The 13,674-nt window shown below is 43.3% G+C and carries 11 protein-coding genes and 1 tRNA gene; 9 read left to right on the forward strand and 3 right to left on the reverse strand.

Features of this window, described 5'->3' with window-relative positions:
• Positions 1-189: 189 nt before the first annotated feature.
• Positions 190-279, reverse strand: a tRNA-Ser gene (locus tag ASV53_RS06495).
• A 398-nt stretch (positions 280-677) separates the two neighbouring features.
• Between ASV53_RS06495 and ASV53_RS06500 the strand changes: the two genes are divergently transcribed.
• From ASV53_RS06500 to tusE, 6 genes are all read left to right on the forward strand, one after another.
• Complete coding sequence (locus ASV53_RS06500) at positions 678-1,703, forward strand: amino acid ABC transporter substrate-binding protein (protein WP_062690484.1); 1,026 nt, start codon at positions 678-680, stop codon at positions 1,701-1,703.
• 101 nt (positions 1,704-1,804) lie between these two features.
• On the forward strand, positions 1,805-3,028 hold the full coding sequence (locus ASV53_RS06505; protein ID WP_094956508.1) for an amino acid ABC transporter permease: 1,224 nt from the start codon (positions 1,805-1,807) through the stop codon (positions 3,026-3,028).
• A gap of 3 nt (positions 3,029-3,031) precedes the next feature.
• Positions 3,032-4,129, forward strand: a complete 1,098-nt coding sequence (locus ASV53_RS06510; protein WP_094956509.1) for an amino acid ABC transporter permease — start codon at positions 3,032-3,034, stop codon at positions 4,127-4,129.
• 14 nt (positions 4,130-4,143) lie between these two features.
• On the forward strand, positions 4,144-4,899 hold the full coding sequence (locus tag ASV53_RS06515; protein WP_094956510.1) for an amino acid ABC transporter ATP-binding protein: 756 nt from the start codon (positions 4,144-4,146) through the stop codon (positions 4,897-4,899).
• Positions 4,900-5,223: 324 nt separating this feature from the next.
• On the forward strand, positions 5,224-5,889 hold the full coding sequence (locus ASV53_RS06520) for a Bax inhibitor-1/YccA family protein (protein ID WP_062690481.1): 666 nt from the start codon (positions 5,224-5,226) through the stop codon (positions 5,887-5,889).
• Positions 5,890-6,056: 167 nt separating this feature from the next.
• Positions 6,057-6,386, forward strand: coding sequence for a sulfurtransferase TusE (gene tusE, locus ASV53_RS06525; RefSeq protein WP_062690480.1), 330 nt, complete (start codon positions 6,057-6,059; stop codon positions 6,384-6,386).
• A gap of 97 nt (positions 6,387-6,483) precedes the next feature.
• Here tusE and yccX read toward each other — a convergent pair whose 3' ends face one another.
• Positions 6,484-6,756, reverse strand: a complete 273-nt coding sequence (yccX, locus tag ASV53_RS06530; RefSeq protein ID WP_094956511.1) for an acylphosphatase — start codon at positions 6,754-6,756, stop codon at positions 6,484-6,486.
• Positions 6,757-6,845: 89 nt separating this feature from the next.
• Here yccX and ASV53_RS06535 point away from each other — a divergent pair, with 89 nt between their 5' ends.
• Together ASV53_RS06535 and ASV53_RS06540 are read left to right on the forward strand one after the other, a co-directional pair.
• Positions 6,846-8,246, forward strand: coding sequence for a methyl-accepting chemotaxis protein (locus ASV53_RS06535; protein ID WP_094956512.1), 1,401 nt, complete (start codon positions 6,846-6,848; stop codon positions 8,244-8,246).
• A 201-nt stretch (positions 8,247-8,447) separates the two neighbouring features.
• Entirely contained in the window at positions 8,448-9,638 is a 1,191-nt protein-coding gene (locus ASV53_RS06540; protein WP_062690478.1) for a class I SAM-dependent methyltransferase, read from the forward strand.
• Between the two features lie 81 nt (positions 9,639-9,719).
• On the opposite strand, the gene ASV53_RS06545 is transcribed toward ASV53_RS06540, so the two are convergent.
• A complete protein-coding gene (locus tag ASV53_RS06545; protein WP_094956513.1) occupies positions 9,720-12,548 on the reverse strand; it encodes a hypothetical protein in 2,829 nt (942 codons plus the stop codon).
• 437 nt (positions 12,549-12,985) lie between these two features.
• Here ASV53_RS06545 and ASV53_RS06550 point away from each other — a divergent pair, with 437 nt between their 5' ends.
• On the forward strand, positions 12,986-13,633 hold the full coding sequence (locus ASV53_RS06550; protein ID WP_062690476.1) for a YccT family protein: 648 nt from the start codon (positions 12,986-12,988) through the stop codon (positions 13,631-13,633).
• Positions 13,634-13,674 lie beyond the last annotated feature (41 nt).

Here is a 13,674-nt window from a genome sequence, read left to right on the forward strand (position 1 = left end):
GGCGGAGAGATAGGGATTTACTGCTCGCAAGCTCGCGCCCTTCGGGCTATTGCCTTTTCGCGCCTTCGGCACGGGCAATGTGCTTTCGCTTCGCTCAGGTGAACCCTGATCTAGGGTTCCGCACCCTATCTCTAATCACAAAATATAGGCGAAAAAAAACCGCTGAAATTTCAGCGGTTTTCTTGAATGTGGCGGAGAGATAGGGATTTGAACCCTAGGACGGGATAAACCGCCGCCGGTTTTCAAGACCGGTGCTTTCGACCACTCAGCCATCTCTCCGTAAGTGCGGCGAATAATATAGACTCACCCAAAGTATGTAAAGCACTAATTTTAATAAAAATATCAGCCACTCACAATCCAACCATACTGGTGTTTTATCCAACACAAAGCTTCAATATATTCGCGGTAAGCATATTATTACTCTAGCCTCTTGCTGCTATTTACTTTTTTTACCTTCAAAGTTAAGTCTAATTGCAAGCACTTCATTCCATTAAACTTTAATTTTTTGTAAAAAACGTGAAGTATTCGACACTCAATGTTAGACGAAGCCGTATCTGTTTCTATACTTATCTTTGTTAACAGTATGTTTACTATAAACAAACAATAGGGTGCATGTTGCATCTTTATGCATTGTGACAGTATTTCACTGCATCACAAACTTACAAAGGAAGGTACTAATGGCTAACAAATTTTCAGTTGTTTTTGCGGTCCTCGCCACCTCAACTGCACTATTTTCAGCTAACGCATCAGCTGATGGCACGCTAGATAAAGTCATGAAGCAAGGCTATGTTCAGTGTGGTGTGAGCGCAGGTTTGCCAGGATTTTCAAACCCTAACTCCAAAGGTGAATGGGAAGGCATTGATGTCGAATTTTGCCAAGCTATTGCTTCAGCAACTGTCGGTGACAAATCAAAAGTAAAATATATTCCACTAACAGCGAAAGAGCGTTTCACTGCACTGCAATCTGGTGAGATCGATGTGTTATCACGAAATACAACATGGACATTGCATCGTGATACCTCATTGGGCTTAAACTTTGCTGGCGTTAGCTACTATGATGGCCAAGGCTTTATGGTTAAAAAAGAGCTTGGTGTATCGAGTGCAAAAGATCTTGATGGCGCTGCTATCTGTGTTCAGTCTGGCACAACAACAGAGCTCAACCTTGCCGATTACTTCCGTGTAAATGGTATGAAATATAATCCTGTCGTGTTCGATACCGCTCCCCAAACCTCTGCGGGGTTTGATTCAGGCCGCTGTGATGTATTAACCACCGACCAATCAGGTTTATATGCACTCCGCCTCAACCTTAAAGATCCAAGTTCTGCCGTTGTTCTGCCTGAAATCATTTCTAAAGAGCCACTAGGCCCTGTTGTTCGTCAAGGGGATGATCAGTGGTTCAACATTGTTAAGTGGACGCTGAATGCAATGATTAATGCCGAAGAATACGGCGTGACATCTGCCAATGTTGATGAAATGAAAAAGTCTAATGATCCAAATATTCGCCGCCTAATTGGTCTGGATGGTCCTAAAGGTAAAGGCTTAGGATTACGTGATGATTGGGGTTACCAAATCGTTAAGCAAGTGGGCAACTATGGCGAGAGCTTCGATCGTACGATTGGTGAAAACTCACCACTCGCGATCAAACGTGGCTTAAATGCACTGTGGAAAGACGGTGGCATTCTATACGCTGCACCTATCCGTTAATGAAGCAAAAAATAAAGAGGTGGCATGATGCCGCCTCTCTTTTTAACTGGCGGTGGTAGAACTTGCTAGTTAAACCTCCACATAGGGACTGAGGTTGTTGTATGGCTCCTAAAACGACAGAAGCTCTAAATACACCACGTACATCGGATGTATCACTCCCAACCCCAAAAAAACAAAGCTTGCTCTATAATCCCACCTTTCGTGCCATTATTTTTCAAGTTTTCGCTGTTGTTGGGCTTTTCTTTTTTATCTACTCCATCGTGAGTAATGCTATCGCAAATCTTGATGCTAGAGGGATCGCCACAGGGTTTGATTTTCTTGAACAAGAGGCTGGCTTTGGTATTGGCTTAACGTTAATTGAGTACAATGAAACTTACTCGTACGGGCGTACCTTTGTTATTGGTTTATTGAATACAGCGTTGGTCTCTGTACTCGGTATTCTTTTAGCGACGGTCTTGGGCTTTGTTATTGGTATTGCCAGATTGTCATCCAACTGGATTGTCAGCCGTTTAGCAGCGGTATACATTGAAATTTTCCGTAATATTCCACTCTTGCTGCAAATCTTTTTTTGGTACTTTGCGGTTTTGCAGGTACTCCCCTCTCCTCGTCAAAGCTTGAGTTTAGGTGAAAGTGTTTTCCTGAATGTACGTGGATTATATTTCGCTAAACCCGTTTTCGAACAAGGTTCTATGTGGATGGGATTGGCACTGGCTATCGGATTAATACTCAGTATTGCCTATGCCATTGTCGCAACACGTAAACAACGGTTAACGGGTGAGCAACCACCTATATTACGTACAGTGTTGCTGCTTACTATCGGTTTACCTTTCGTTGCTTATCTTTTATCTGGTATGCCTATCTCGCTGGAATACCCAGAACTAAAAGGCTTTAACTTTCGCGGCGGAATTAGCATTTTGCCAGAGCTCGCTGCACTGTTATTGGCACTAAGTATCTATACCGCGTCGTTTATTGCCGAAATTGTCCGTTCGGGGATTAATGCCGTGAATTATGGCCAAACAGAAGCAGCGTCAGCCCTTGGGCTACCGCAAGGTAAAATACTGCGTTTTGTGGTTATTCCGCAGGCATTACGCATCATCATTCCTCCCTTAACCAGCCAGTATTTGAATTTAACCAAAAACTCATCGTTGGCGATGGCGATTGGTTATCCAGATTTAGTGTCTGTTTTTGCTGGCACCACACTCAATCAGACGGGACAAGCGATAGAGATTATCGCAATGACAATGGGGGTTTATCTCACACTAAGCCTGCTAACGTCGTATCTGATGAATATCTACAACAGCAAAGTCGCTTTGGTCGAGAGGTAATGTATGAGTGAACATCAATTCCAGCCAGACCTACCGCCACCAGCAAATACGATCGGCTTTGTTAGTTGGGCAAGAAAACATTTATTTTCTTCGACAATCAATACCATTCTGACCGTTGTGCTTGGCTATATTGCACTCTCAACGCTGTGGAATGTGATTGATTGGGCATTTCTAACGGCCGATTGGATAGGTACGACCAAAGAGGATTGCACCAGTAACGGAGCTTGTTGGGTATTCATTAACGTGCGCTTTGATCAGTTTATGTTTGGCTTTTACCCGTCAGATCAACTGTGGCGACCACAATTATTCTATTTCACTCTGGCCATTTTTATTGCTTTATTGGCAATAGAGTCGACACCGGGACGAAAATGGATTTGGCTGTTTTTTGTTAATATTTATCCGTTCTTTGCTGCCATCTTACTCTACGGTGGTGTGTTTGGCCTTGAAGTGGTTGAAACGCACCTGTGGGGTGGATTATTAGTCACATTGATCATTGCCATTGTCGGTATTGTTGTATCGCTACCTATTGGTGTGCTGCTTGCACTGGGTAGACGTTCAGATATGCCGATTATTCGCAGCATTTGTACGGCTTATATCGAAATTTGGCGCGGTGTTCCGCTCATCACCGTTCTCTTTATGGCCTCTGTCATGCTGCCACTATTCCTGACCAGTGAAATGGAAATGAACAAATTAGTGCGCGCATTAATTGGTGTAGTGCTGTTTAGTGCTGCATATATGGCAGAAGTCGTACGTGGTGGTTTGCAGGCAATACCGAATGGTCAATATGAAGCAGCTGATGCGTTAGGCCTAAGTTATTGGCGAAAAATGTATCTCATTGTTTTACCTCAAGCGCTTAAAATTACAATTCCATCAATCGTAAATACCTTCATCGGTTTATTTAAAGACACCAGCTTAGTACTCATCATAGGTATGTTTGATGTACTCGGGATCGGTCAAGCCGCAAATACCGATCCCAACTGGCTTGGGTTTGCGACTGAGAGCTACGTTTTTGTCGCCCTCGTCTTTTGGGTTTTCTGTTTCAGTATGTCTCGTTACAGCATTTATTTGGAAAATAAGCTGCATACCGGCCATAAGCGTTAAGCAAGGATAGCATTATGACAAACAACACGATTATCGAGGATCCGATGATCCAGCTAACAGACGTGAATAAGTGGTACGGTGAATTTCATGTTCTTAAAAATATCAATTTAAATGTGACTAAGGGCGAAAAGATTGTTATTTGTGGCCCATCAGGCTCAGGTAAATCCACCATGATCCGCTGTATCAATCGGTTAGAAGAGCACCAGAAAGGACAAATTATTGTTGCTGGTAACGAATTAACTAACGATCTAAAAAACATTGAGCTTGTCAGAAAAGAAGTCGGCATGTGTTTTCAACACTTTAACCTTTTCCCTCACCTTACCGTGTTAGAGAACTGCACGCTCGCGCCTATTTGGGTGAAGAAGATGCCCAAAAAAGAAGCCGATGAAATAGCCATGCGCTATTTAGAACGAGTGAAAATCCCGGACCAAGCCGATAAATACCCAGGCCAATTATCTGGCGGCCAACAGCAACGTGTCGCCATTGCGCGTTCCCTGTGTATGAACCCACAAATTATGCTGTTCGATGAACCAACATCGGCACTCGACCCTGAAATGGTACGCGAAGTGTTGGATGTCATGGTTGAACTGGCAGATGAAGGCATGACAATGCTATGTGTTACTCACGAAATGGGCTTTGCCCGCCAAGTTGCAGACAGAGTGATATTCATGGACCAAGGCGAGATTATTGAAGAAAACAATCCACATGACTTCTTCGACAACCCACAATCAGACCGAACTCAACTGTTCTTGAGCCAAATATTGCACTAACATCGACGACACTTGCAGCTGATCATATCAGCGTGTATAAATAAATCTCCTGATGGCTTCCTTTTTTGGTTACGACGTAAACAGGAAGCCACTTTGTTTAGCGCGCAAACTGTGATTTCACTCATATAAATGTAGGGTTGTAACATTCATTTACAACTTCGGTGATCACGCTAACGAAATGTTAAGTATCATCTAGCCACTAGCTCTTAGACATAGCTGCGTTAACCGTGACAAATAATGTAGGCATATACTTGCATTAGGGAACTTTTAACCCCATATATGTCTTAACAGATAATAATATTATTAACCCTAAGGGGAGTCTTCATGAACGATCGTAGTGTTAACCAGAGTGGTGCGTACGAAAGCGTGCTTTCTACAAACAAGGTACTTCGTAATACCTATTTCTTACTTTCAATGACATTAGTTTGGTCTGCTGTTGTTGCTGGTTTCGCAATGGCGATGAACCTTCCGCATCCAGGCCTAATCATTACGCTTGTGGGTTTCTACGGCTTAATGTTCTTAACTGAAAAGAACCGTAACAACTCTATGGGCCTTGTAGGTACATTCGCCCTAACTGGCTTTATGGGTTACACCCTAGGTCCGATCCTAAACATGTACGTTGGTGCAGGTATGGGTGATGCGATCATTACGGCTCTTGGCGGTACTGCACTGACTTTCCTTGCATGTTCTGCTTACGCGCTAACAACAAAACGTGACCTATCGTTCCTTAACGGTATGATCATGGCTGGTTTCTTCGCAATCATTGCAGCTGTTGTAGCGAACATCTTCCTACAACTTCCAGCGCTTTCTCTTGCGATTAGCGCAATGTTTGTTCTGTTCTCTTCAGCGGCTATTTTGCTGACTACACAGTCAATCATCCGCGGTGGTGAAACAAGCTACATCTCAGCAACTGTTACGCTGTATGTATCTATCTACAACCTATTCTTGAGCCTACTTCAACTTCTAGGCTTCATGGGTAACAACGATTAATCGTTGACTTAGATTTTAAAAAGCACCTTTCGAGGTGCTTTTTTTATGTCTATTGATCATGCAACGACTCAAAGTGTAGGCCTATGATAGAGAAACTGCGCAACTTCTACTTGCAGGTATAGCAACGAATCACTATTCTTGCAGCGTTCCAAATGTTGAGGCGTACCATGCTTGAATTCCAAGGTAAATCGATTGAAACCGATGCTCAAGGTTACTTAAAAAACGTTGAGGATTGGACCCCAGAACTTGTTCCCATGCTTGCAGAAGAAGAAAGCATTACGCTATCAGAAGCACACTGGGAAGTGGTTCATTTTGTGCGTGAGTTCTACTTAGAATTCAACACCTCGCCAGCTGTTCGCATGCTAGTTAAAGCCATGGCGAAAAAGTATGGCGAAGAAAAAGGCAGTTCTCGCTACCTTTATAAGCTGTTCCCGAAAGGGCCAGCCAAGCAAGCAACCAAGCTTGCGGGCTTACCAAAGCCAGTAAAATGTATCTAGCTTTAAAAATGAGCAGTGTTCTATCCTTAGGATAACTCTGCTCTTTTTATTCAGGGCTAGTACTTTTACTGTTCACCGTTAACTAATCAGCGTTAACTTATAGAATTTCAAAACCATCAATATGGCGCCATTCCACCTCTTCCGCTTCTACGCTAGCGACCATTGATGTCTTCGGCCCTTCTTGTAGCCATAGCAACAACTGCGTAATTGCCTCTTCATGGCCACAAGCCAATACCTCTACAGAACCATTCGGTAAATTTTTCGCATACCCTGTTAAGCCACATTTCAAACCTTCATGGGCAGTGTGAAATCGAAACCCAACCCCCTGAACCCGTCCTTTTATACTTGCTTTTACACAAATCTGTGACATAGCTCACCTCAAGAAAACATTCATATTCCCGATAAAGTATTAACAGTTTTATTATCTTGCTGTGCATTATTGTTTATATAGGAACACACATGAAAGAAGTCGCTTTTCGATGGATTGATAAATACCTTATTCACCTGAAACTACAAGAAAAGTTCTACCTGCTTTTTCTTTTGCCTTTTATTGCAGTTATCAGCATCAGTGCAATTTTAGTCGATAGCGCGGGTAAACACCGTATTGAAAATACAACAAATCATGTTGCTTCAATGTCTGCGTTACTCTCTGCGAAACAAGTAGAACGTTCTGAAGCGAGTTCACTGCTGATCAACAGTGGTCTACGCATTGGTTCAGGTGAGATTTCTTCGACTGTTCTTGGTATGAATTACAGCATTAGTGCTGAAGAACCACAAAGTGTATTAAGCTACCTATCACCGCTTCAAATTGGTTTATCAAGCATTCTCATGCTTATGACATTGGCATCTATTTACTACATCATGTCCTTCATTGGTGGCGCGATGTTTACCATGCATAGAGCATTACAAAACTTAGCGGATGGTGATTTAACAGGCCGTTTGGATTTTTTCCCTGTGCGTGATGAATTTAGCATGATAGCTATCACCATTGACCGTGTTGCAGAACGCGAACAAAAGCTAGTGCAAGCAACACAAGAAGCCACGGCGTTAATGCAACAAATTAGTAGCCAATTACGTCAAAGCACAATGCAAAGTGAATCACTGTCTTCTGGTCAACAGCAGCACCTTGATTCATTGGCAAGTGCGACAGAAGAAATGGCATCATCCATTCGTGAAGTTGCCACGCATGCACACGATACATCAGACCAAACGCGTGAAGCGCAAGCAGTTAGTGAAAAGGGTCGCGAACAAGTTAATGCAACTAAATCTGCGATTTCGGCACTTTCAGGCGAAATCAATCAAGCCTCTGATGCGGTTAGTGAGCTAGACAGTAATGCCGCAAAAATTGATGATGTGGTCACCACGATCAATAGCATTTCTGAACAAACCAACCTTTTAGCCCTAAACGCAGCGATAGAAGCAGCACGAGCAGGTGAACAAGGCCGTGGTTTTGCTGTGGTTGCTGATGAAGTTCGAACGCTTGCGGGCCGTACACAAAGTGCGACCGTTGAAATTCAAAAGATGATTGAAGCGCTACAAACCAATAGCCAACAATTGATCTCTGTAATGAAAAACACGGTTGATAACGCATCGAACAGTGAGCAGTTGATGGACAATGTTGATAACGAAATCGGGCAAATTACCGTGCGAAATCAGCAAATTTCCGATCGCAGTACTGAAATTGCAGCCGCCGCTGAACAACAAGGTGCCGTTGCAGACAACATTGCGAATAGCGTTGAGCAAGTACGTGAGCAATCACGCCAAATCGCTGAAATGATTTCTGCCTCAGGCGGTGAAATTGAGCGTTTGAATCAACAAGCTGATGTACTGGAATCTTTAATGAGCGGCCTAAAAGCCTAACTTATTCGCTCATCTCAACATGACACACAAACAAGCCGCTTCTGCGGCTTGTTTTTTATCTCTACATGCCGAACAAGATACTTATATACGCTCCACCCTCTATTATTATCGGCGAATCGCTTCAATACCTTGTTCAGATTGGTATTACGACCAGAAGTTGCTATTATGCGCCCCCAATATGAATACCCTACTAGGCTCGTCATGACAGCATCTATCTACTTGGTAAAGGGACGTGAAAAGTCACTTCGCCGTCGTCATCCTTGGATTTTCTCTCGCGGTATCGATCGCATTGAAGGTAAACCTGAACTAGGTGAGACGGTTGACGTTTACGACCACAAAGGCGAGTGGCTTGCTCGTGGTGCATTTTCACCGCAATCTCAAATTCGTGTACGTGTTTGGACGTTTGATAAAAAAGAGAAAGTTGATGTTAACTTTTTCATTAATCGCCTTCAAAAAGCGCAAGCACTACGTACTATTCTTGCAGAGCGAGATGGCTTAACCGGCTACCGTTTAATTGCTGCGGAATCTGATGGTCTGCCTGGTATCACTATTGACCGTTACCAAGACTACTTTGTCTGCCAGCTATTAAGTGCGGGTGCTGAAGTACAAAAAGATGCTTTAGTAGAAGCGTTAAATACATGCTACCCAGATTGCAATATTTACGAACGCTCTGATGTTGCAGTTCGTAAAAAAGAAGGCCTAAAACTTCGTACTGGCGTACTATCAGGCCAAGAGCCACCACAATTCGTTGTTATCGAAGAAAACGGCGTAAAAATTAACGTTGATATCATGGGTGGCCATAAAACGGGTTTCTACCTAGACCAACGTGATAGCCGTGAAGCCGCGGTTAAATACGTCAATGGTAAGCGCGTTCTTAACTGCTTCTGTTACACAGGTGGTTTTGGTTTATATGCTCTTAAAGGTAATGCAAGCAAGGTTGTGAACGTTGATGTATCTCAACACGCGCTTGATACTGCACGCTTGAACACTGAGATTAACGGCTACCCAGTAGAGAATGCTGAGTTCTTGAACGCGGATGTATTTAAGCTGCTTCGTGAATACCGTGAACGTGGTGAGCTTTTTGATGTTGTTATTATGGATCCACCTAAATTTGCTGAGTCTAAAAACCAGCTTGTCGGTGCATGCCGTGGTTACAAAGATATCAACATGCTAGCCATGCAGATCCTAAAACCTGGCGGTACACTGCTGACTTATTCTTGCTCTGGTTTAATGGATAACGGCTTATTCCAAAAAATCATTGCCGATGCGGCGCTTGATGCGCACCGTGAAGTACAGTTTATTGAACGTTTCAGCCAAGCGGCTGATCACCCACTAGACAGTGCTTACCCTGAAGGTTTCTACCTGAAAGGCTTTGCGTGTTACGTGAAGTAACCGTGAGTTAGCTTGAAAATAATAAGCCCAGCAATTACTGGGCTTATTGTTATTTCATAGTAACCAAGAACGGTCTAGCCGTTAAAAATCACTCTTCAGCTGAACATAAAGCTTATCTTTACCCAGTTCACTATCCAGTCCACGTGCATAGCCAAACGATACTGGTAGGGTTATGTTGTAACCCAATTTAGCCTCAACTGTTAGCTGCAAGCCTGCACCTGTTAGCTGTTTACGCTCAGTGCCGCTATCCCACATAGCACCAGAATCAACAAACACCGAGCCCGATATATCACCAAGCCCTACAGGGTACAAACCCCAGTTTTTCTCTACACGCCCAAGCCAAGATGTAAGTTCTAACCGCTGTGTGAAATAACGGTGACCGCGCATTACATTATCATCATAACCACGTAATGCCTGCGTATCTCGCCCGAACATCACGGCTTCTTTTGCAGTGTTAACGCCACCTAAGCGGAATGCTTTTGCATCATTATCAGCATAACCCGCACCTAAGCGTGCTGTTAGTGTCATACGGGCAGGTAAATCCCATGTTCCTAACCATTGCGCTTGGTACTTCTGACCTTGGTAATCAGTTTTAAAGGCTTCATTAGTTTCAACGATCAAATCCGCATAATGACCCCAGCCTGTACCCGGCACGTTCAAATAGCCTTCACGGTTATCAAAAGCTACCCCTAAGCCGACTAAAGCTTCGTTTGTGCTATTGAACGGTTTAAGGCCACTATTTGTCGGTTCAGATTCAACACCTTCATGGCTCCAAGTAACACCTGCATTAAGGCTTAACTGATCTTCAAATGCGTTAAAGATATTAGTACGCTGTATCGCAATATCGTCTTCACTCGTGATACGGTATTTATCATCGCCTTTCAGTGCTTTTTCAAATTCGTAACTACGCTGGGCTGATACGATCCAACGTGTATCGTATTGATAAAGCACATTGTAATTCGCCAAGTTATTTGAAAAATCCCAACTTGCAGATACTAAGTAGCTATGACGATTGAGTGCGTCGGTACCCGAGGTAGATGCACCAACCAACGATTGCTGATCATCTAAACTTAACACGGGTAACCAGCTTCGAGGGTACAACGTAGAAAGCGCGCTATAAGGTTCTGGCTGCGTCTTTTCTACATGGTTGGTTACTGCTGGCGGGTAATCATGGCGCCCTTTCTTACTCGCAATTTTAAACTTACTGATGGCTTTAGGCGATTGCATTTCACGCAATGTATAGCCATTTGAACTATATGCTTGGTATACCAAACCTAACTCAGGCTGCCATTGAGGAGCAAAAGCACCACCCACTTCACTGGTCCATTGCTCAACATCGCCGTTAGCTAAATCCATCACATAAATGTTATAGATGCCATCATAGTCAGCGCTATACATCACGCGACCATCATCTAACATCACAGGTGTACTTTCCGTTGCTTTAGTATCGGTCAATGCTTGCCATGTTCTCGTGGCTAAATCAAAGCGTTCAAGATTCCAGCCTTGCTGCGGGCGCTTTAATGTCGCAATAATGGCAGAGCCATCAGCTACAATGGCATAGTCACCTAAGACAAATTCTTCTGTTCCTTGCCACAACTTTTCTTGCTGGCTATCAGCTTTCGCATCAATCAACCATAACTCACTTAGCCCTCCAACTTTACGGCTAGTGACTAATTGCTGGCCATTTGGCATCCAACGTACTTTCTGGAATCGAGAATGATCCGTAATACGAGTCCAACTCTCTTCCTGATATATAAAAATATCATTGGTTAATCGCCCATCGGCATAACTGATTGCGCGTGAAACTGCAAGACCACCAGACGGGTGCGAATCCATAGCTGAGATGCCTTTGGTATAGCTTAGTCCCTGCCAATGAGGACTACCCTCTTTTAGCGTCAGCGCTCTCAACTGAGGACGATCTTCACCGTTAGATTGGTTCACTAATAAACCATGCACACTCGCCGCGGTTGTTTGCTGAAATAGACAGGTTTGAACATCTTGTCCTGTGACAGCGGTTGATTCTAACTGTGCGATTTGTTGGCTATATTTGTTATCTAAGTATTTTTCAAAATCTTGCCACAACGTTAGGAAGTCTTTACCAAAGGCTCTCTCTGCTGAACCACTTATCAAGAAATATGGAATGATTTTCCGACTGTAATCTTGTAAGTAATTTTCAATGGCTTTTTCACCATACGTAGTCGCTAAATAATCATAGAAGTACGCGCCGTAAAGGTAATGCGTATTAAATGGAAGTTCACGTGCAGAAGAAACCACTTGATTCAGCGATTTCTGTCCTTCAGCGATTTCCATGCGCATTTGCATCTCGAAATGATTACTTTCAAGACGTCCATACCCAAGCGTTTTATTGGTTTCTAAATAAACCGCTAGCCCTTCAATCAATAACGTTGGCGTGAGTGCATGTGGGAAAAGAAATGCTTGTCGCCCTAAAACATGACGAACACCTTTTACCGCCCCGTTACCCAATTCCATTTGAAGAATATGCGTATATTCGTGACGCAGTAAATTATGCATCCACTCATCATTGGATGCCAAGCTGCTAACATCATCAGGGGGTGACATGTATAAGCGAATTTGAGGGTAAGGAACCGGTGTCGCCCACCCATTTGAGACGTCCACGTCATCAACGAGAACAAGCTGTGTCTTTAGCCTTGGGGCGGTTTTAAAAAATGGGAGTAATTCAGTATGTACTCTTTCGGCAATGTCTAATGCACGACTGGCATCTTGCTCATGACCATTGCGAAAGCTCACAGAAAAATGTTCTGAGTCTTGTGTTAGCCATGTTTGATCTTGCTTATCCCATGCAACAGGCTCGGCTGCCACATTAGAAACAACGACCATAGGTGCAACAAGCGCACCGACTAAGGCTAAAGGCGTTAGTGTCTTTTTCATAAATCCATTTCTTATTATTGCCTATCATTATGCAGGCGTATTTTTATATTTAATGCTGTCTTAATTTACAGTTCGCAAGCTGGAATAAAACACATCACCCAAACAGCATTAACCAAATAACATCAGAGTAAGGGGTTAACCATCAACACCGATTAAGTGAACGGTGTTTTATTGGGTGCTATATAAGCATAATTCGTTTGGTAATGTCTAGGAAATGAACAGTATTTTCATGGAACACAGCAAATTCACCGTCCCATTCTTCCAAGAAAGCATAAATCTACCTCGATATATCAACGAGATTGCTCAACGATGAGTGGTGAAATATCAACCTATATAACAATTTAGGCGATACTCTCTCTGGTTACATTCATTTTCTGTTAAAGTGAGCAGTGTAAATTATCAAGCTGCGATATCACGCATTGACTCAAGGATAAGATATGAAACTTCGAACCGCATTTATTGCGCTTGCAGCAGCAAGTGTGAGCCTACCTGCACTGGCAGATGTAACTCTTACGCTACCATCAACGGCTGAATTAATTCTAGTCAATGGAAAGAGTGCAGAAGGTAACGACGCTTTAACGCTAAAAGACGGCATGAACCAAGTCGCTTTCCGCTACGAAGGTGGTTACCGCGATAATGGCGATTACACACTGTTTAGTTCAAATGTCATGATCATTAAATTTGATGGCACCAATGCGGACTACACACTGAAACTTCCTAACATCAAATCTGAGATAGAAGGCAGCCGTTTTAACAAAAAGCCTGTTATCACACTACTAGATGAAAATGATAAACCTGCTGAGTTTAAACAAGACAGACTTATCAAAAATGGCATCCAGTTTGGTCGTAACTTTGAAGCTGAAATTGCCGCGTATAACCAAACATCTAAACCGGCTGCACTTGCAGGCGCGGTAGCAGTAACCACACTACCTGCAGTTGTTGCGACCACGACTCCAGCGACAAATACGGCCGCGACGGTTGCACCTCAGCAAGGCGAAAATACGGCTGAGAGTATGTTGAATTACTGGTATTCACAAGCCGACGAGGCAACAAAAGCACGTTTTAAAGCACGTATAAGTCAGTAACCCCTCAGCTAAAAGCCTCTTGGAAATAAGCGCAGCAACTG

The organism is Photobacterium sanguinicancri, from assembly GCF_002265265.1.
Classification (GTDB): domain Bacteria; phylum Pseudomonadota; class Gammaproteobacteria; order Enterobacterales; family Vibrionaceae; genus Photobacterium; species Photobacterium sanguinicancri.